Source organism: Streptomyces sp. NPDC048417 (assembly GCF_040651615.1).
Taxonomy (GTDB): Bacteria; Actinomycetota; Actinomycetes; order Streptomycetales; family Streptomycetaceae; genus Streptomyces.
This window is the reverse complement of the sequence record NZ_JBEZKI010000026.1, coordinates 48,793-66,985: the sequence shown is the minus strand read 5'-3', so window position 1 is coordinate 66,985 and position 18,193 is coordinate 48,793. Positions and strand designations below refer to the sequence as shown.

The 18,193-nt window shown below is 71.4% G+C and carries 19 protein-coding genes, 2 pseudogenes and 1 riboswitch; of the genes and pseudogenes, 12 read left to right on the top strand and 9 right to left on the bottom strand.

The window, feature by feature from the left end:
* Positions 1-216, bottom strand: coding sequence for a hypothetical protein (locus AB0D59_RS35250; RefSeq protein WP_362574451.1), 216 nt, complete (start codon positions 214-216; stop codon positions 1-3).
* A gap of 153 nt (positions 217-369) precedes the next feature.
* A complete protein-coding gene (locus tag AB0D59_RS35245; RefSeq protein ID WP_362574449.1) occupies positions 370-930 on the bottom strand; it encodes a hypothetical protein in 561 nt (186 codons plus the stop codon).
* 136 nt (positions 931-1,066) lie between these two features.
* Between AB0D59_RS35245 and AB0D59_RS35240 the strand changes: the two genes are divergently transcribed.
* Positions 1,067-1,360: a hypothetical protein gene (locus AB0D59_RS35240; RefSeq protein ID WP_362574447.1), complete on the top strand. Its 294-nt coding sequence runs from the start codon at positions 1,067-1,069 to the stop codon at positions 1,358-1,360.
* Positions 1,361-1,481: 121 nt separating this feature from the next.
* Here the strand turns inward: AB0D59_RS35240 and AB0D59_RS35235 are convergent, their stop codons facing one another.
* Genes AB0D59_RS35235 through AB0D59_RS35225 form a run of 3 tightly spaced genes read right to left on the bottom strand, consistent with a single transcriptional unit; the run spans position 1,482 to position 4,986 of the window.
* Positions 1,482-2,552: a prenyltransferase/squalene oxidase repeat-containing protein gene (locus tag AB0D59_RS35235; protein WP_362574445.1), complete on the bottom strand. Its 1,071-nt coding sequence runs from the start codon at positions 2,550-2,552 to the stop codon at positions 1,482-1,484.
* Complete coding sequence (locus AB0D59_RS35230) at positions 2,549-3,319, bottom strand: class I SAM-dependent methyltransferase (RefSeq protein ID WP_362574443.1); 771 nt, start codon at positions 3,317-3,319, stop codon at positions 2,549-2,551. The genes AB0D59_RS35235 and AB0D59_RS35230 overlap by 4 nt, the downstream gene beginning before the upstream one ends.
* On the bottom strand, positions 3,313-4,986 hold the full coding sequence (locus tag AB0D59_RS35225; protein WP_362574441.1) for a glycosyltransferase family 4 protein: 1,674 nt from the start codon (positions 4,984-4,986) through the stop codon (positions 3,313-3,315). Before AB0D59_RS35225 ends, AB0D59_RS35230 begins: the two co-directional genes overlap by 7 nt.
* Positions 4,987-5,205: 219 nt before the next feature.
* Here AB0D59_RS35225 and AB0D59_RS35220 point away from each other — a divergent pair, with 219 nt between their 5' ends.
* The 3 genes and pseudogenes from AB0D59_RS35220 to AB0D59_RS35210 form a co-directional block, all read left to right on the top strand.
* Positions 5,206-5,835 carry a TetR family transcriptional regulator gene (locus tag AB0D59_RS35220; protein ID WP_362574440.1) on the top strand — a complete coding sequence of 210 codons (630 nt, stop codon included), beginning with the start codon at positions 5,206-5,208 and terminating at the stop codon, positions 5,833-5,835.
* 32 nt (positions 5,836-5,867) lie between these two features.
* Positions 5,868-6,049: riboswitch (TPP riboswitch) on the bottom strand.
* A 403-nt stretch (positions 6,050-6,452) separates the two neighbouring features.
* Positions 6,453-7,079: a 1,4-alpha-glucan branching protein gene (locus tag AB0D59_RS35215; RefSeq protein WP_362574438.1), complete on the top strand. Its 627-nt coding sequence runs from the start codon at positions 6,453-6,455 to the stop codon at positions 7,077-7,079.
* Positions 7,080-7,301: 222 nt separating this feature from the next.
* Positions 7,302-7,622, top strand: a pseudogene (locus tag AB0D59_RS35210) (zinc ribbon domain-containing protein); the annotation flags it as partial.
* A gap of 56 nt (positions 7,623-7,678) precedes the next feature.
* Here the strand turns inward: AB0D59_RS35210 and AB0D59_RS35205 are convergent.
* Positions 7,679-7,912 carry a ferredoxin gene (locus AB0D59_RS35205; RefSeq protein ID WP_362574436.1) on the bottom strand — a complete coding sequence of 78 codons (234 nt, stop codon included), beginning with the start codon at positions 7,910-7,912 and terminating at the stop codon, positions 7,679-7,681.
* A gap of 9 nt (positions 7,913-7,921) precedes the next feature.
* The gene (locus AB0D59_RS35200) at positions 7,922-9,379 is read right to left on the bottom strand and encodes an aldehyde dehydrogenase (protein ID WP_362574434.1); all 1,458 of its coding nucleotides are present in this window, start codon (positions 9,377-9,379) and stop codon (positions 7,922-7,924) included.
* A 173-nt stretch (positions 9,380-9,552) separates the two neighbouring features.
* Between AB0D59_RS35200 and AB0D59_RS35195 the strand changes: the two are divergent.
* A pseudogene (locus AB0D59_RS35195) lies at positions 9,553-10,235 on the top strand (transposase); the annotation flags it as partial.
* Between the two features lie 100 nt (positions 10,236-10,335).
* On the opposite strand, the gene AB0D59_RS35190 reads toward AB0D59_RS35195, so the two are convergent.
* Positions 10,336-10,632 carry an ankyrin repeat domain-containing protein gene (locus AB0D59_RS35190; protein ID WP_362574615.1) on the bottom strand — a complete coding sequence of 99 codons (297 nt, stop codon included), beginning with the start codon at positions 10,630-10,632 and terminating at the stop codon, positions 10,336-10,338.
* A gap of 4 nt (positions 10,633-10,636) precedes the next feature.
* Here AB0D59_RS35190 and AB0D59_RS35185 point away from each other — a divergent pair, with 4 nt between their 5' ends.
* The 4 genes from AB0D59_RS35185 (at position 10,637) to AB0D59_RS35170 (ending at position 13,431) form a co-directional block, all read left to right on the top strand.
* A complete protein-coding gene (locus AB0D59_RS35185; RefSeq protein ID WP_362574432.1) occupies positions 10,637-10,954 on the top strand; it encodes a hypothetical protein in 318 nt (105 codons plus the stop codon).
* 130 nt (positions 10,955-11,084) lie between these two features.
* Positions 11,085-12,176 (top strand): MBL fold metallo-hydrolase, encoded by a 1,092-nt coding sequence (locus tag AB0D59_RS35180; protein ID WP_362574430.1) that lies wholly within the window; start codon positions 11,085-11,087, stop codon positions 12,174-12,176.
* Between the two features lie 8 nt (positions 12,177-12,184).
* Complete coding sequence (locus AB0D59_RS35175) at positions 12,185-12,616, top strand: nuclear transport factor 2 family protein (protein WP_362574613.1); 432 nt, start codon at positions 12,185-12,187, stop codon at positions 12,614-12,616.
* Positions 12,617-13,233: 617 nt separating this feature from the next.
* On the top strand, positions 13,234-13,431 hold the full coding sequence (locus tag AB0D59_RS35170) for a hypothetical protein (RefSeq protein ID WP_362574428.1): 198 nt from the start codon (positions 13,234-13,236) through the stop codon (positions 13,429-13,431).
* Positions 13,432-13,671: 240 nt separating this feature from the next.
* On the opposite strand, the gene AB0D59_RS35165 is transcribed toward AB0D59_RS35170, so the two are convergent.
* A complete protein-coding gene (locus tag AB0D59_RS35165; RefSeq protein WP_362574426.1) occupies positions 13,672-14,256 on the bottom strand; it encodes an XRE family transcriptional regulator in 585 nt (194 codons plus the stop codon).
* A 286-nt stretch (positions 14,257-14,542) separates the two neighbouring features.
* Between AB0D59_RS35165 and AB0D59_RS35160 the strand changes: the two genes are divergently transcribed.
* From AB0D59_RS35160 to AB0D59_RS35150, 3 genes are all read left to right on the top strand, one after another.
* The gene (locus AB0D59_RS35160) at positions 14,543-15,574 is read left to right on the top strand and encodes a hypothetical protein (protein ID WP_362574424.1); all 1,032 of its coding nucleotides are present in this window, start codon (positions 14,543-14,545) and stop codon (positions 15,572-15,574) included.
* Between the two features lie 610 nt (positions 15,575-16,184).
* The gene (locus AB0D59_RS35155; protein ID WP_362574422.1) at positions 16,185-17,399 is read left to right on the top strand and encodes a prenyltransferase/squalene oxidase repeat-containing protein; all 1,215 of its coding nucleotides are present in this window, start codon (positions 16,185-16,187) and stop codon (positions 17,397-17,399) included.
* Positions 17,396-18,010 (top strand): SCO2322 family protein, encoded by a 615-nt coding sequence (locus AB0D59_RS35150; protein ID WP_362574420.1) that lies wholly within the window; start codon positions 17,396-17,398, stop codon positions 18,008-18,010. The genes AB0D59_RS35155 and AB0D59_RS35150 overlap by 4 nt, the downstream gene beginning before the upstream one ends.
* Positions 18,011-18,193: the final 183 nt, after the last annotated feature.

Below are 18,193 nucleotides of genomic sequence, written 5' to 3'. Positions count from 1 at the left end.
TCAGCGAAAGATCAGCGGAAGATCAGCGAAGACGCCGGCCTCGACGGTGGCGATGCCCTGGTGGGGCCGGGGCCCGTCCACGGGCAGCAGCAGAGAGAGCGGGCCGGCGAGGGCCGGCGGAAGGGCGAGCAGGACCCGGCGCGGGAAAGGGCGCCGGGGTCTTCGGCCGAGGCCGAGCCGGGGCTCGTCGGCGGTGACGGGTCCGGAGTCGGACACCTGCGCTCCTGCCTCTCCGGGGGCAGGATCATCGGGGACCGCCTCGAACAGTCTCCGCCAGAAGCGTCGACTCCGGCCGAACACCGGGCGGACGAGCCGCCCACCGGGCGTACGACACTCGGACACTCCGGCGCCGTTCCCGAACCGCGTTTCTCAGTGGGTGAGTTGAGACGCCGAAGGCACCTGGTTGGTGACCGGGGCGCCGGCGCTCTTGCCCGCACCCTTCACGTTGTTGATGACGTCGTTGAACGAGCTGGCCGCGTTCCCGTCGCCCTTGCGGAGCTTGGACGGCAGGTCCTTCAGCGCGTCGATGCCCGACGAGAGCGGCGCGACGGCCTTGGACAGCAGCGGGTCACCCTGGGCGTTCCGCTTGGCGGCCTGGAGCCGGTTGTAGGCGAAGGTGCCCGCGAGACCGGCCTTGATCAGGGCGAAGGTGCGGCCGTGGGCGCCCTTCTTGAACTTGCCGGCCTTCCAGGGCTTCACGATCCACTGGTAGGTCGCGCCGGCCGCGAGTGACGCGTTGGCGACGAACCGGGTCTTCGCGAACTTCTGTTTCTCGGCGGACGTACTCGGACTGGGCGTGTCGGCCACGGGTGCCGCGGCCATGCCGGTGTCGGTGGACTTGCTCTGAGTGCTGCTGCATGCGGTCACGCCGGCGACGAGTGCGCAGCAGAGGGTCAGCGCGACGACCAGGCGCCGTATCGGTACGGGCACGGGGTCCTCCCGTGTGTCTCGATGTCCTCCCCGAGCGATTGCTTCCTCCGGCAGCGTCACCCAGACGGCCGCACCTCGCCACTCGGGGAGAAGCCTGTACAGGTTTCAAGGACCGTTCTGCGGCAACCCGGACCGTATGTCCCCTGCTTATCGGAACGGCCCCAACCAGGCCGGCACGGTCGTGGCGATCGTTGCCGATGTGATGGCCCTCATCCTGGGCCTGTGGATCCTGATGTACCTGCTGGACGCGAACCGGGCGAACAGCCTGGTCCAGTTCATCCATGACGCGGCCAGCTGGCTGGCCGGCTGGTCACGCGACCTGTTCACGTTCGACGAGGCGTGGGCGAGGGTGGTGGCAGGATACGGCCTCGCGGCGGTCGTCTACCTGTTCGTCGGCCACGCGATCGCCAACCGGATGCACCGCCACTGAACAGCGCCCGCCGGGGGCGCGCCCCGGCAGGGGCGCGGGGCTGTATCGGTATACGGCTCCGCCGCGTGGGCGCGACCAGCCCCCACGGCGCCGCACCCGCCGTACGCCGCGCCCCCGGCCCTCAGGCGCAGCAGTCCACCTCGAGCCCGCTGGGAAGCTGCGCTCCCCCGAACACCGCACACGTGGCGTCATGCCCCCCGAGCGCGGCCACGGCCAGCAACAGCGACCCCGCCGTCCACGTGGTCAGCTCCCGCGGCCAGATCGCGTCGTCCTCGAAGACGTATCCGGTCCAGTACAGCCCCGACGCCGCGTCCCGCAGATGCTGGATGGACTGCAGGATCTCCAACGCCCGGTCGGACTCGCCCACCGCCCACAGCGCGAGGGCGAGTTCGGCCGACTCCCCGCCCGTCACCCACGGATTGGGGACGACGCACCGCACCCCGAACCCGGGTACGACGAACCGCTCCCAGTCCTTCTCGATCCGCGCACCCGCCTCCGCACCCGTCAACGCCCCGCCCAGCACCGGGTAGTACCAGTCCATCGAGTACCGGTCCTTGTCCAGGAACCGCTCCGGGTGGCGCCGTATCGCGTGCCGCAGCGCGCCCACCGCCAACTCCCAGTCCGGCTGCGGCTCTTCCCGCTGCTCGGCGATGGCGAGCGCGCAGCGCAGCGCGTGGTGGACCGACGAACTCCCGGTCAGCAGCGCGTCGTCGGTGGCCGTCCCGTCGTCCTCCCGGCGCCAGCCGATCTCGCCGCCGGGCTGCTGCAACCGCAGCACCCACTCGACGGCCGCGTAGACGGCGGGCCACATCCGGTCGAGGAAGGTGTCGTCGCCGGTGGAGAGGTAGTGGTGCCAGACTCCCACGGCGATGTAGGCGACGAAGTTGGACTCGCGGGCGCGGTCGGTGACGTCGTCGTACGCGCCGTCGGCGTAGGCCGCGTACCAGGAACCGTCCTCGTTCTGGTGCTCGGCGAGCCAGGTGTAGGCCCGCTCGGCGGCGGTGTGCTCCCCGGCCGCGTCCAGCGCCATCGCGGCCTCGGTGTGGTCCCAGGGGTCCAGGTGGTGCCCCCGGAACCACGGGATCGCGCCGTCCTCCCGCTGTACGGCGAGGATGCCGCGGACGGTCGCGGCAGCCTGCTCGGCGGTGAGGACCCCGGGCAGGACGAGGTGTTCTGTCCGGGGGGTGGTCACTTGGCGGCCACCTCGGTGTCCGCGGGGGCGTCGGTCCCGGCCTCGGCCCGGGGCAGGTGCGGCTTGGTGGCGTAGACGACGAAGCTCTTGCCCATGACCGGGTTCAGCGCCTGCTCGGCCACGCGCGTGGCCAGCGGCTTCTTCATGATGTCCCAGACGAGCAGCTTGTGGTACGCCCGTACCGGCAGCGCCTTGTCGTTGTCGACGCCGAACGCGCACTTCAGCCACCAGTACGGCGAATGCAGCGCGTGCGCGTGATGCGTGCCGTACGGCCGCAGACCGGCTTCCTTGATCTTCCCGACCAGCTCGTCGGCCTTGTAGATGCGGATGTGTCCGCCCTCGACCTCGTGGTAGGCGTCGGAGAGGGTCCAGCAGACCTTCTCGGGGCCGTAGCGCGGCACGGTGACGGCTATCCGCCCGCCGGGCCTGAGCACGCGCACCATCTCGGCGAGCACGCCCTTGTCGTCGGGGATGTGCTCCATGACCTCGGAGATGATGACGACGTCGAAGGACTCGTCGGGGAAGGGGAGCGCCAGCGCGTCGCCCTCCATGGCGGTGGCGGTCGCGCCGGCCGGGGCCTCGCCGGCCTCCTCCATCGCCGCGAACCACTTGGCGACCTCGCGGATCTCCTCGGCGTTCTGGTCGAGGGCCACGACCTGGGCGCCGCGCCGGTAGCACTCGAAGGCGTGGCGTCCGGCCCCGCAGCCGAGGTCCAGGACGCGGTCACCCGGGGCGAGCGGGAACCTGGAGAAGTCGACGGTCAGCACGTAGCCCTGCCTTCGGAATTGACAACCTCTGAAGAGACAAAGTCCGGGGAGACGGCCGCTGGGGCCTCCGACACCACGGGGCGTTCGACGGCCCTGGTCGCCGGGCGGCCAGCCGCCGGGGTGGCGGGGCCATCGGCCGCCGTGGCCGCAGGGCGGTCGGCAGCCGCGGTGGCGGGGCGGTCGGCAGCCGCGGTGGCGGGGCGGTCAGCAGCCTCGGCCCCAGGACGAACGACCGCCGTGGTCCCAGGACGAACGACCGCCGTGGTCCCAGGACGAACGACCGCCGTGGTCGCCGGGCGGGCGACAGCCGTGGTCGCCGCCGGGCGGGCAGCCGTCGCAGTCGCCGGGCGGGTCTCGGTTCGTTTCGGTGACGCGGCGATCGCCTCGCGGTACCGGGCCACCGTGCCCTCCGCGGCGCGGGCCCAGGTGAAGTGCCGCAGCACCCGCTCACGGCCGGCCCGGCCCAGCCGTACCCGCAGCTGAGGGTCGCCGAGGAGGCGGCTCAGGCCGACGGCCAGTGCGTCGGCGTCGCCCGGCGGCACGGCCAGGCAGGTCTCCCCGTCCCGTCCGGCGACCTCGGGAATCGCGCCGCCCGTCGTGGCGAGCAGCGGGGTGCCGGTCGCCATGGCCTCGGCGGCGGGCAGCGAGAAACCCTCGTAGAGCGACGGCACGCACGCGACCTCGGCCGAACGGACCAGGTCGACGAGTTCGGCGTCGGAGATGCCCTTCACGAACTCGACGGCGCCGTCGAGGCCGTACCGCTCCATGGCCTGTGCGACGGGCCCCTCGGCGGGCCGCTTGCCGACGACGACGAGGTGGGCGGCGGGGTGCTCGGTCCGTACCTTGGCGAGGGCCTCGACCAGGAAGACCAACCCCTTCAGGGGCACGTCCGCGCTGGAGGTGGTGACGATCCGCCCGGGCACCTGCGGAACCGCGGGATTCGGCGCGAAGAGGTCGGTGTCGGCGCCGATGTGGACGACGTGGACGCGGTCCTCGCGTACGCCGAGATGGTCGACGATCTCCTGGCGGGAGGTGCCGGAGACGGTGAGCACGGAGGGCAGCCGGCGGGCGACCCGCTTCTGCATCCGGGTGAAGGCGTACCAGCGCCGTACCGACAACCGCCGCTTCCGCCCCTCGGCCGCGTCCAGCTCCAACTGCCGGTCGACGGTGATGGGGTGGTGGATGGTGGTGACGAGGGGCGCGCCGACGTCCCCCAGCAGGCCGTATCCCAGCGTCTGGTTGTCGTGGACGATGTCGAACTCCCCGGCGCGGGCGCGCAGATGGCGGCGGGCGCGGAGCGAGAAGGTCAGCGGTTCGGGGAAGCCGCCGGTCCACATGGTGGCCACTTCGAGCGCGTCGACCCAGTCCCGGTACTCGTCCCGCCCGGGCGTCCGGAAGGGGTCCGGGGAGCGGTACAGATCGAGGCTGGGCAGCTCGGTGAGGCTGAGCCGGGGGTAGCCCTCGTCGAGGACGGGGTACGGCTGCGAGCCGATCACCTCGACACGGTGACCGAGGCGGGCCAGCTCGCGGGAGAGGTGCCGTACGTAGACGCCCTGGCCGCCGCAGAACGGGTTCCCTTTATAGGTGAGGAGCGCGATGTCGAGCGGTCGCTCGCCGTCGGCGGCGGGTTCCTCGTCGGCACCCGCCCGCCTGGCCTCAGCGGTCACTCTGGGCCCCCTTCTCCCTGCATTTTCCCGCGAGGTTACGCCGGGACGCTAATCTAGAACAAGTTTCAGACTTGATCGTTCAAGAGGCTCTGAATCTACCGGCAGGTAGGGGCGGAGTGAGCAGTGGATCAGGTGATTCGCGCCACGACGCGACCCCTGCCATGCTGTCTGATCACTCGCCCTGAGCACTGCCCTCACCGACTGTCACGGACGGGACCCATGCCTGCGGAAGCCAAGGTGGACATCGGCGCCAGATCGGCCACCCCGCCGCTCACCGAGCGGCAGGAGGCCCGGCGCCGCCGGATCCTGCACGCGAGCGCCCAGCTGGCCAGCCGGGGCGGTTTCGACGCGGTGCAGATGCGTGAGGTGGCCGAGTCCTCGCAGGTGGCGCTGGGCACGCTCTACCGGTACTTCCCGTCCAAGGTCCATCTGCTGGTCGCGACGATGCAGGACCAGCTGGAGCACATGCACGGCACGCTGCGCAAGAAGCCTCCGGCGGGCGAGACGGCGTCCGAGCGGGTCGCCGAGACCCTGATGCGGGCCTTCCGGGCACTTCAGCGCGAGCCGCACCTGGCCGACGCGATGGTCCGGGCCCTGACCTTCGCCGACCGCAGCGTCTCCCCCGAGGTGGACCAGGTCTCCCGGCAGACGACGGCGATCATCCTGGACGCGATGGGCCTGACCGACCCGACCCCCGCCCAGCTCTCCGCCGTCCGCGTCATCGAGCACACCTGGCACTCGGCCCTGATCACCTGGCTCTCGGGCCGCGCCTCCATCGCCCAGGTGAAGATCGACATCGAGACGGTGTGCCGGCTGATCGACCTGACGGAGCCGGGCGGGAAGCCGTAGGGCACACGGCACCGGGACGGGAGGGCATGCGAAGACCTACGAGACGGGTTCCCTTCGCCGGCATGGTCCGGATCAGGTGTTGGGGGTCGCCGTCCGGCCCAACCGCTGCCTTTCGACCTCTCAGCCCGACCGTCGACGTCGGCACCGGCGGATGCGTATGCATCTGCGTCACGCCTGAGTCGGCTACTCCGGTCGGACTCCCTCACTCGCCTCGTAGGCTGATACCAGCATAGAACGCGCAGAGAGGAATGGAACACCCCAATGGTGGATTTTTTCTACTTTTCCTGATATCGCGCGTACGCGAACGCTTCCGGGACGTCGGCCCACGCCTCTGGCGCCGACCCGTGCCTCTGGCGCCGGCCCACCGTCTCCAGCCCGCTCCGGCTCCGCCCGATCGCGGTCTCCCCCGCCCAGCGCTCCAGCAGCAGCCGGACCGCTGCCTCCGGGGCCGCCAGGGACACCCGCTGGGCCCCCGCGTGGATCGTCGGCAGGCCGGCCCCGGGCCACCGGCGGGCCGGCCCCGGGCCATCGGCGGGCCGGCGCCGGGCCACCGGATCGGCCGCCGGGGGTGAAAAGACTCTGGCGGGACCCCCGCGCCTGATCGGAGAATCTCCTCCATGGCACTCATCCACCACACCCCCCTCAAGCCGACCAAGGTCGAACTCCTCGCCGGCTGGCTCCCCAGCCGCCCCTGGTACCACGGCCCCGCCGCACCGGAGTTGGTGAAGGCCGGCGGGTTCCGGCTCGACGACCCGGAGGGCGAGGTGGGGATCGAATTCATGGTCGTCGCCGAGGGCACGGACGTGTATCTCGTACCGCTCACCTATCGCGCCGCCCCGCTCGACGGCGCCGAGCACGCGCTCGTCGGCACCATGGAGCACGGTGTGCTCGGTACGCGCTGGACCTACGACGGCTGCCACGACCCCGTGCTGACGGCCGAGTTGGGCGCCCTGATCGAGGGGCGTGCCGCGGCGCAGGCACAGAGCATCACCGACACCCCGGACCGGGAGGTCGCCCGCGGATACACCGGCGCGGGCCCGCTCCCCGGCATCGGCGCCCCCGTCGACACCGACGAGAGCACCGAGTTCGCCGTTGCGGACGACGGCCTGGTCCTGCGGCTGCGGCGCGTACTGACCCCCGGCTCGCTGCCGCCCGCCGACGCGGCCGGGCATGTCACCGGAGCCTGGCAGCAGCCGGACGGCACGCGCGGCAGGGCGCTGTTCGCCGCCCTTCAGCCCCGCTAGTCCTCGGGCGGAAGCCAGTTCCTCGGGCCGGAACCAGCCCTCAGGCGGAAGCTACCGGGATTCATTCGCAGTGCTCCGGCCTTCAGGCCGGGGGTGAAGCGAATCTGATGGTCGCGGCGCGGAGCGTCGCGGCATCTTCCGGCGGAGCCGGACGTGGTGGTGGCGGGAGATGGGGGAATCAGGGTGATGATTCGTTCGTGTGTTCTCTCTGGTGGCACAGGTGCGACGTTCGTCCGCATGCTGGAATACAAAGCGGCCCGGTACGGCCGCACCCTGGTCAGGATCGGCCGGTTCGAGCCGACCTCCCAGACCTGCTCGACCTGCGGCGTCAAGGACGGGCCCAAACCCCTGAACATCCGGGAATGGACCTGCACCGCCTGCGGCACCGTCCACGACCGGGACCACGACGCCGCAATCAACGTCAAACAGGCCGCCGGACTGGTGGTATCGGCCTGCGGAGCGCCGGTAAGACCAGGAGCAATCCCGGCACAGCGCGAAGAAACAGGAAGCCACGGATTCCCGGCCCAAGCCCGTGCCGCGTAGCGGCACAGCAACGATCGAGAAGACCAGAATCCTCGCCCTTCAGGGCGAGGAGCATGTCAATCCTCGGGCGGGAAGACGGGTTCCCCGCTGCCCAGCAGGGTGATCGTGATCGCCTCCACCGGGCAGTTCTCGGCCGCGTCGAGGATCCTGCCGTTGGCGTCCGTCTCCGGGTCCACCGGGTGGGACTGCATGGCGGAGTCGAGGCGGAAGGCCCCGGTGGCGCGGTTGACGCACTGGGCCGAGCCGATACAGATCGAACGGTCGACCTCGACGTGCCAGCGGTCACCCATGGCGGCCTCTCACCCCTCCCAGCCGGCCGGGAGGTGGATCATCTTGTGTTCCAGGAACTCGCTGTAGCCCTCGGGCCCGAACTCCCGCCCCAGACCGGAGTTCTTGTAGCCGCCGAACGGCCCGAGCATGTCCAGGCTGAAGGTGTTGACGGAGTAGGTGCCGGTACGGACCTGACGCGCGACCTCGATGCCGTGCTCCACGTCCGCCGTCCACACGCTGCCGCTCAGCCCGTACTCCGAGTCGTTCGCGATCTTCAGGGCCTCGGACTCGTCGCCGTAGGGGAGGAGGCAGATCACCGGACCGAAGATCTCCTCGCGGGCGATCCGCATGGAGTTGTCGACGTCGCCGAAGAGGGTGGGCTCGACGTACCAGCCCTTCTCCAGGCCCGCCGGACGGCCGCCGCCCGTGAGGATCTTCGCGCCTTCCTCCTGGCCGATCCGGATGTAGTCCAGATTCCGTCGCTGCTGGCGGCGGGCGACGAGGGGGCCCACCTGGGTGGCCGGGTCCAGCGGGTCGCCGACCTTCAGGGCGCTCGCCGCGGCCGCGAGGGCGTCGGCGAACTCGTCGTAGCGGGAGCGCGGGACGAGGATGCGGGTCTGCGCGACGCACGCCTGGCCGTTGTTCATCCAGGCCGCGGGGACGATCCCGGCGACGGAGGCCGCCACGTCGGCGTCCGGCAGCACGACCGCGGCCGACTTGCCGCCCAGCTCCAGCGTCACGCGGGTGAGGTTCCGTGCGGCGACCTCCATCACCCGCTTGCCGGCCGCGACCGAGCCAGTGAAGGAGACCTTGTCGACGCCCGGGTGCGCGACCAGGTACTCACTCACCTCGCGGTCCGCCGGGAGGATGGACAGGACGCCGTCCGGCAGCCCGGCCTCCTTGGTGATCTCACCGAGTATGTAGGCGTCCAGCGGCGACTCCGGGGACGGCTTGAGCACCACCGTGCAGCCGGTGAGCAGCGCGGGGGCGAGCTTGGCGGCGGCCACGAACTGCGGCACGTTCCAGGGCACGACGGCCGCCACGACCCCGACCGGCTCCCGCCGCACCAGGATCCTCCCCAGGACCCCGTCGCGCGTCTCCTCGTACGTGAAGTCGCGTGCCACCTTGATCGCCGAGTCCCACACCATCATCGCGCCGAGCGCCTGCGCGAGCACGCTCCACGAGTACGGCGAACCGTTCTCGGAGGAGATCACCCGCGCGATCTCCTCGTGCCGTACGGCGATCGCGTCCTTGATCCGGGTGACGACCTCGACCCGCTCCGCAAGGCTCATCCGCGGCCAGGGCCCCTCGTCGAAGGCCCGCCGCGCGACCCCGACCGCCCGGTCCACATCCTCCCGCGAGGCATGCGGCACCCGCCCGAAGACCTCCTCGGTGTGCGGCGAGACCACCTCGATGACGTCCTTGCCCAGAGGGTCGGTCAACTCCCCGCCGATGAACAGCTGTCCGTGTTCCAGGAACTCGGTCATGACGCCCCGCCACCCTTCCTGACGATGTTTCAGAACTGATACCAGTTCTAGTTGAACTAAGCCAGGGCAGGGACCAACTAGGTTCCCACCAGCGGTTTTCCCGCTGGCGGGGAGTGCCGTCACGCCGCGTGGGCAGTCCGTGGGCCGCCATCGCCCCCCATTACCGTTTTGGTGGCCCCGCAATGGGGCGCCCGGCCGTCCTGATACTCCTGGAACGGTTCGGGTCCCCAGCCCAGATCCGCAAGGCCGGACGCCGACGGCTGATCACGGTGATACGACCGAAGGCACCGCGGATGGCCGAGCGGCTGGTCGAGGACATCTTCGCCGCACTGGACGAACAGACCGTCGTCGTCCCGGGCACAGACGCGGCCGCACTGATCGTCCCCAGCCTGGCTACCTCGCTGACCGCTGTCCTCGACCAGCGCAAACTCCTCGCCACCAGGATCGAGGAACAGCTGGAAAGCCACCCTCTTTCCAAGGTCCTAACGTCATGCCGGGGATCGGCGTCAGGACCGGAGCCAGGATCCTCATCGACGTCGGCGACGGCAGTTTGTTCCCGTCCGCCGCCCACCTCGCCGCCTATGCCGGGCTCGCCCCGGCGACCCGCAGTTCGGGCTCCTCGATCCGCGGTGAGCAACCATCCCGACGGGGAAACAAGCAGCTCAAACGGGCCTTCTTCCTGTCCGCGTTCGCGACCCTCGCCGACCCGGTCTCCCGGGGCTACTACGACAAGAAGATCAGCCAGGGCAAGCACCACACTCAAGCCCTCCTCTGTCTCGCCCGACGACGAGCCGACGTCCTCTTCGCCATGCTCCGCGACGGCACCTTCTACGAACCACGTCCAGCAGCCGCATGAGAGGCAGGAGATCTGACCAGCGCCTACCGGTTCTGCCCGGCGCCGGGCACGTGAACGGCCACGTCGTAATTGCCGATCAGATCGGCAAGACCGCGCGGGCTCACGCCCTTCGCGTTCTGCTGCTCGGGATCGGCTCCGGCTTCCAGCAGTACCTGGAGCGTTGCCGGTCACCTCGGTAGTTGAACACCGCGTAGAACAAAGCGGTGTTGCCGTTGCTGTCGCCGACGTCCACGGGCGCAACCGCCGCCAGGAGGATCTCTGCGGCCGGCGCAGCCTGGGACTGCGCGGCAAAATGCAGCGGCGTCATCCCCGTCTTGTCCGCAAGGCCTGGATCCGCCCCATCCGCCAGGGCCGCCCTCAAGCCAGCGACGTCTCCATGCAAGGCGCCGTAGTGCACCAAAGTGCGAAGCACGATCGCCGCGTCCAGCGCCAGCACCGAGGCCGGCGGAACGTACGGCAAGGCTCCCCACGCCTTCCCCACCGCACGGGCTTACGGTGCGTGGGCGGCGGACCTGCTGCTCCCCAACGTCATCACGTTCACACCCGGCACCGTCGCCCACTGGGACCCCTGGTGCGACATGCGCAACGGCAAGGGCGTGAGCGAGGACATCGCGTCCGACATCATCAAGATGATCGTGAACCAGGACTTCTCCTCGGGCCTCGAACCTGGGCCGCTCCTGGACTACTTCCCCTACCTCTCTCCTCCTCCGAACAGCTGACCCGGTGGGGCTCGCGAGCCGGATCGCGGAACAGCGGCAAGTGAGCTCCGTCATGGACTATCTGACGCCCGATCAGTTCTACTTGCGGTGAGCGATGGCCGTGGGCGGTGCGGGGGCGGAGGGCGACGGGATGACAGGCAGTCAGGACGAACAGGGCCGGCCGGACGAGACGGCGGCGGCGCGGTCGGCGGCGGGCGTGCGGGACCACGGTGGCGGTGTGCGGTCCGTCGCCGTACCCATTCCGGACAATCCCCTGGGCCACACGCTGGTGTACGTCGTGGAAACCGACCGCGGGCCGGTCCTCGTCGACACCGGGTGGGACGATCCCGGATCGTGGGACGTGCTGGTGGCGGGCCTGGAGGTGTGCGGTACAGGGGTCGGTGAGGTGCACGGGGTCGTCATCACGCACCATCACCCCGACCATCACGGGCTGTCGGGGCGGGTGCGGGAGGCCTCGGGTGCCTGGATCGCCATGCACGCCGCCGACGCGGCCATCGTGCGGCGGGCCCGGGAGACCCGGCCCGAGCGGTGGTTCACCTACATGGCGGCGAAGCTGACGGCCGCCGGTGCGCCCGAGGAACACGTGGCGCCGCTGCGGGGCGGCCCCCGTAGGCGCAACTCTCCGCCGGGCCTGTCCCCTGCCCTTCCCGATCGCGAGATCCTTCCCGGCGAACTCCTCGACCTGCCTGGACGCCGGCTGCGGGGCGTCTGGACGCCGGGGCACACGCCGGGCCATGTCTGTCTGCATCTGGAGGAGGAGCATCCAGCCCAACTGCCGGGACATGGCCGCCTGTTCTCCGGTGACCATCTGCTCCCGGAGATCACGCCGCACATCGGCCTGTACGAGGACCCCGACGACACCACGGTCACCGACCCCCTCGGCGACTACCTCGACTCCCTGGAACGCATCGCCCGCCTCGCCCCCGCCGAGGTCCTCCCGGCCCACCAGTACACCTTCCCCGACGCGCCGGCACGGGTACGGGAACTCCTGAACCACCACGAGGAACGCCTCACGGCCCTCCGTATACTTCTCCAACAACCTCTGACCCTATGGGAGTTGGCCGTACGCATGGAGTGGAACCGACCCTGGGACCAGATCCCCTACGGATCGCGGAACATCGCCGTCTCGGAGGCGGAGGCCCATCTGCGGCGCCTGGTGAAACTGGGGCTCGTGGAGCCGGTGGCGGGGAGCGAGCCGGTCACGTACGTGGCGGTGCGGTGACAACTCCCGTGGACTCCTTGGAGCGGCTCCTCGCCGAACGTGCCTGTGAGCGTCTCGTCATCGACTTCGTCCGTCGGCTCGATCTCGGCGAGCCGTCCTCAGTCGCCGAGTTGTTCACGGAGGACGGGCGGTGGGAATGGCCGCCGCCGGGAGACGGACGGCGGGTGGAAGGTCGGGATGCGCTGGCCGCCTACTTCGGGTCCCGGCCGGCGGATCGGCTCTCCCGCCGGGTCATGTCCAACATCCTGGTCACGGTGAGCGGTCCAAAGACGGCAACCGCGACGTCGTACTTCCAGACGTATCGCGTCGACGGCTACGAGGGGGGCATGGTTCCGGCCGGGCCGCCTGCCCAGGTCGGACACTACGAGGACACGTTCCGCCGCGTCAGCGGGCGATGGCTGCTGGCCGCCCGCTCCCTTGTCCTGCCCTTCGGGGGCTGAACGACGCCCCTCGGCGATCGCGGCGGTCTCGACACCACGCGCTCACCGGCGCCCAAAGGAGGCATGCCGACTCGGCCTGGCAGCGATGTACAGCTGCCCCGGCACCAGTTGACGGATATCTGGTCCGCGCAGCGGGCCGGACGCCATACTCAGGGCACCGCTTTCGGGGAGGGCGCTGTGGCACGTGTGCTGAGCGGGTACTGGTTTCCGGGATTGTGGGTACGGCTGCTGGCACTGCAGCGACTGCTCCTCGTGCAATCGGAGTCAGTCTTTGGCTCGGCAGGCCAACTGCAGAACGGAGCGTGGGTCTTCGTGTGCTCCGACCCCCTGTGTGACGCGGGCACGGACCGCGTCCGCACGGTCTCGTCGAACGCGACACAGATGTGCTGCGCCCGGCCGATGGACTCCGCGGTGTACCGACAAGCAGAGGAGGTCGGACAACTCGGGACGCTCATGGGTGAGACGAACCTCGATGTCTTCATCTGTATCGGTTGCGTCGCATCCCTCCACTTCCCCAACTTCGCCATCGCGGCGGCAGCTGTGAATCCCGGGCAGCCGTGTCCACAGTGCGAGCTGCAACTCCTGGTGAAGTTCGGCACCTCGAGGAAGTCCTGAACATGCTCAAGGGACTGGTCTCCGCAAGTACCAAAGCCCTCGGCGGCTCACGCTTCAGCCTGCTCAATGTCCTTCCGGCCACCGTGAGCCGAACCGCCATCGAGCAACCACGCAGTGCCCGTGATCACGACGACAAGCCCGAACGCAATGCGCAAACGGTCCACCAGCGTCCCCTCCCGCGATGCGCTGAAGAGTACTGAAGCCCTGTCAGCGGCGATGGCCCGGCCCGCCAGGCCATATGCGGGTACTCGTGCTTGAGCCCTTCGGCAGCACGTCGATTCCGGTGTTCCGCGCGACGGCGGCTTCGCGCCCGCGTTCACCACCGCCGTCACCTCGATACCGGAGCGCAGCTCCTCGCGCTACCGACGTCGCAATCGGCCGTGCCTTTTCGCAGGTCCCCAGGGAGACGGCACTGGTCGTGACACGGCCCCGCTCAAGGCCTAGTTGGCGGCGGCGCTCTCGGACGTGATGAGCATCTCCGCCAGGTCGGCGAGGGTGGCGAGTTGGCGCGCGTTCATCTGCGGTGCGCGGGCGGCCAGCCGGACCAGGCCGCTCTCGCGCAGCCGGGACAGCGGGTCGGCCTGTGCCTCCAGCCCCTGCAGTACCGGCTGGAGCGCCTCGTAGAGCGCCTCGGGTTCGTCGGCGGTGAAGAAACCGGGCGGCAGTCCGAAGAACCGCCGCAGCCGGTCGGTGTGTTCGAGGCCCGGCATGCCGCTCTTGCGCCACTCGCTCAGCCACTGCCTGCTGGTGCCGGCGATCGCCGCGAGCTCGCCCAGCGAGTACCGCTTGCCGTCGGGCCGGCGCCGGTTCTCGCGGATGAAGTCCAGCCGCTGCCGCACCCGTTCGGCGAGCCCCGCCTCGGGCGCGGCCCCGTCGGCGAGCAGTTCGGCGACGGTCCCGACGGGGATCCCGGTGCGGTACGACAGGTCGGCCACGTCCAGTACCTCGGACAGCCGCCCCGGCCGTCCGGTCAGTTCCCCGAGCCGTGCCAGTACGCCGGTCAGCGGGGCATGGGCGTCACTCACCAAGGTCCCCCTGGAAAAACGTCGTTGACCGTTCGGCCCCCCGAGTGATCGATCGGCCGAACAGACGCGAGGTTATCGAATTCCCCCTCCCGCTCACCAGACATGACAAGGGCCACTGCGGAATTTGGCAGCAATCGTTGACATATGACGGTTCGCCAGGCAAGGATCGGGAAAGGATCACGTCACTTGGCCAGGGTCGAACCGACCCGTCCCGGGTGCCGCCTATGGGGGAGCGGCATCCGGGGCGACCAGCCGCCCGCCTCCTCCCGGAAGGTGAGGCGCACCGATGTCGCAGCCCGTCCTGCTCCTCGGCGCCGGCCGTCGGCGCGCGTACGACGAGTTCGTGCTGACGCGCGTCGCCGCGGCCCGCCCCGTGGTGCTGGTGGACGCCGCGCCGCCCGCCTGGGCCCGCCCCTGCCTGGCCGGTCAGCTGGCGGCGGACCCCGGCAAGGACGGGGCGACGGCGTCGGCGGTGGTGCGGTTCGCGGCCCGGCACCGGGTCCGCGGGGTGCTGGCCCACTCGGCCGAGTACACGGTCGCCGCCGCCAGGATCGCCGGGCAGCTGGGGCTCCCCGGCCCCTCCCTCGCCGCGGTCGCCGCCTGCGCCGACCCGGCCGCGCTGCGGGCCTCGCTCGTCGCCGGCACGGCCCCCGTCGACGACCCGGGCACGCCCAGGGTCAGTGCCGAGACCGTCGTCCTGGACGGAGAGATCCGCATCGTCGCCATCACCCGTACGACCCTGGGCCCGGCGCCCGCCCGGCAGCCGCTCCGGCACACCGTGCACGCCCACGACGGCCTGCTGCACAACCGTTTCCTGCGCCTGGCCGTCGACCGCGCCGTACACGCCCTCGGCCTCACCCGGGGTGTGCTGCACATCGGGATGCGGCTCACCGACCGTGGCCCCCGGGTCACCGACGTCACCCCGTGCCTGCCGGGCGACCTGATCCCGCTCCTCGTCAGACGGGCCACCGGCGTGGACCTCGCGCAGGCCGCCGCCGCGCTGGCCACCGGCGAGGTGCCGGACACCACGCCCACCCGGCAGCGGGCGGCCGCGATCCGGTTCGCGTACCCGGCCGCCACCGGCCGCCTCGACCACCTGGTCCTCTCCCCCGACGCGGCCCAGGAGCCCGGCGCCGACCGCATGATCCTCACCCAGGACGCCGGCCGGCAGGTCACCGCCGGGCCGCACGCGACCGCCGACGACCGGCTGGCGCTCTGGGTGGCCGTCGGCGAGGATCCCGCCGGCTGCGACGACGCCCTGCGCCGGATGGGCCGCCACCTGTCCGCGGGCATCGCCCCGATCGTGACAGCGGCCTGAACGCTTCACCGCACGCGCCGCGCCGTGCGGCCGCCAGCCGGCCGCGGCGCCGTCGTGGCGGGTCGGCGGTCGCCCTGTCCGGTCGACGGCCTTCGAGCGGCCTTCGCGGCCGGTCGGCGGTCGCCGTGTCCGGTCGGCAGCCTTCGGGCGGCCTTCGCGGCCGGTCGGCGGTCGCCGTGTCCGGTCGGCAGCCTTCGGGCGGCCTTCGCGGCCGGTCAACGGCCTTCGCAGCCGGTCGGCGGCCTTCGCGCCCGGTCGGCGGTCCGCCCGGACGGCCGCTCCATCACCAGGTCGGCCGCGACCCACAGCCGCCCCTCAGCTTCGCTTCGGCGGCCGGTAAAGTAGCCGGGTCGTCATCACCCGTACGGGGGAAAGCCGGTGCAAACCCGGCGCTGTCCCTTCCCTGGTTCTCGGCTTCGCCCGAACCGGGGACACCCCTGTCCGTGAGCCGTCGCACCGACGGTGAACCGGACCGCCCCGCGCGGGACGTTGATCGGCTCATGTGCGTCGGCACCCGCCGGCGCACGGCACCGTCGAGTTTCACGGAGCCGAGCCGCCGGGGGTGCCCCGTGCCGCCCGGCTCCCCCGCAGGGAGAGGCACCCGCCGATCATGACCGTCCTCCGCCGCAGCGCCGCGGTGCTGGCCGCCACCGCCGTCATCGGCGCCGCCACGCCCGCCATGACCGCGACGGCCGCCGACGACCCGTCCCCGTCCGCTTCGACGGTGCTCCCGTCGGGGCTGTTCGGCAGCACGGACCCCAAGTACGACGGCGTCTGGCGCCAGTCGCTCGCCCTGCTCGCCCAGCACACGGTGGGCGTGACCCCGGCCGTGAAGGCGGTGGACTGGCTGGCCGGGCAGCAGTGCGCGAACGGCTCGTACGCGATGTTCCGTGCCGAGCCGACCGCGGCCTGCGACGCCAAGGTGACGGTCGACACGAACAGCACGGCCGCCGCCGTACAGGCGCTGACGGCGGTCGGCGGGCACGACGACGCCGTCGGCAAGGCGGTGACCTGGCTGAAGGCGCAGCGGAACAAGGACGGCGGCTGGGGTTACACCCCCGGCTCGCCCAGCGACACCAACTCCACCGGCGTGGTGATCGGCGCGCTCGCCGCGGCCGGCGAGAGCCCGGCCGTGGCGGCGGACGGCCTCCTCGCCAAGTGGTCCATCCCCTGCGACGAGGCGGGCGGCGGCGGCCTCGCCTACCAGCCGGACAAGAAGGGGAAGCTGGCGGCCAACGCGGACGCGACGGCCGCCGGGGTGCTCGGTGTCCTCGGCAAGGGGTTCGCGGCGCCGGCCGGGAAGGCCCCGGCGGAGGGGTATGTCTGCGCCAACTCCGACAAGGCGCTGACACCGGCGGACGTGGCCCGCAACGGCGCCGCGTATCTGGCGGACGCCACGCACGATCAGGGGCACCTGGTCTCCACGCTCGCCGGCGCCAAGCCCCAGCCGGACTACGGCAACACCGCCGACGCGGTCGTGGCCATGGCCGCGCAGGGCTGGACCAAGCCGGCGCGCAAGCCGTACGCCTGGCTGGAGGCCCACGCCGTGCCGTGGGCGAAGCAGAGCGGACCCGCGGCCTACGCCGAGCTGATCTTCGCGGCGCACGCGATGGGCGCCGATCCGCGTGACTTCGGCGGTACGAACCTGGTGACGGCGCTCAACGCAACGGGCCCGGCCCCCGAGGCCGCGGCCGAGCACACCGAGGAGAAGCAGGAGAAGAAGTCGTCGGGCACCAGCGTCTGGTGGATCGTCGGTACCGGGCTCGTCGCCGGCATCGGCATCGGCTTCCTGTTCAGCGGGCGCCGGAAGCAGCGACAGCCGTGACCGGCGTCCGCCGTGCGGTGCTGCTGTTCGTGGCCGCGCTGGCCTTGCTGGCGACGGCCGCGCCGGCGGAGGCGGCCGGTTACCGCTACTGGTCCTTCTGGGAGCGGGACGGCTCGCGGTGGACGTACGCCACGCAGGGCCCCGCCACGGCGCAGCCGGACGACGGCGCGGTCGAGGGGTTCCGGTTCGCGGTGAGCGAGGACTCGGGGGACGCGTCGCAGCCACGCGGGACGGCGGACTTCGGGACGATCTGCGCCGACACGGCCGCCGTCCGGGGAAAGAAGCGGGTGGGGCTGGTCATCGACTTCGGTACGACGGCGGACGCGCCGTCCGCGCAGCGGCCGCCGGTGCGGCGGACCGCGTGCGCGGTGGTGCCGGACGACGCGACGGCGGCGGAGGCACTGGCCGCGGTGGCGAAGCCGTTGCGGTACGACGCGAACGCGTTGTTGTGTGCGATCGGGGGCTATCCGGAGAAGGGGTGCGGGGAGAAGGTGGCGGCGGGGGGTACGTCGGGCGGTGGGCCGTCGGTGGGGTTGCCGGCCGGGGTGGGGGTGGTCGTGGTGGTGGCCGCGGGAGCGTTCTGGCAGGCGCGGCGGCGGAAGAATGGGTGATCCTCACAGTGCGGGCGTGTGGGGGCTGGTCCCGCCCCGTGGCGGAGCCGCAGATCGATACAGCCCCGCGCCCCTGAAGGGGCGCTGCCCAGCCGTGACTCGCACAGCCGCGGGCGGTCGTGCCGCCGGGACGGCGGGTGGCACCCCGCTCGAACGGAGCCGAGAGCGGGGGAGGGTGGGCGA

Coding starts and splice junctions, on each gene's coding strand:
- AB0D59_RS35170 (WP_362574428.1), top strand. CDS start 13,234: ATGCTCAAGGGACTGGTCTCCGCAAGTACCAAAGCCCTCGGCGGCTCA.
- AB0D59_RS35205 (WP_362574436.1), bottom strand. CDS start 7,912: ATGGGTGACCGCTGGCACGTCGAGGTCGACCGTTCGATCTGTATCGGC.
- AB0D59_RS35155 (WP_362574422.1), top strand. CDS start 16,185: ATGACCGTCCTCCGCCGCAGCGCCGCGGTGCTGGCCGCCACCGCCGTC.
- AB0D59_RS35215 (WP_362574438.1), top strand. CDS start 6,453: ATGGCACTCATCCACCACACCCCCCTCAAGCCGACCAAGGTCGAACTC.
- AB0D59_RS35200 (WP_362574434.1), bottom strand. CDS start 9,379: ATGACCGAGTTCCTGGAACACGGACAGCTGTTCATCGGCGGGGAGTTG.
- AB0D59_RS35180 (WP_362574430.1), top strand. CDS start 11,085: ATGACAGGCAGTCAGGACGAACAGGGCCGGCCGGACGAGACGGCGGCG.
- AB0D59_RS35160 (WP_362574424.1), top strand. CDS start 14,543: ATGTCGCAGCCCGTCCTGCTCCTCGGCGCCGGCCGTCGGCGCGCGTAC.
- AB0D59_RS35220 (WP_362574440.1), top strand. CDS start 5,206: ATGCCTGCGGAAGCCAAGGTGGACATCGGCGCCAGATCGGCCACCCCG.
- AB0D59_RS35240 (WP_362574447.1), top strand. CDS start 1,067: ATGTCCCCTGCTTATCGGAACGGCCCCAACCAGGCCGGCACGGTCGTG.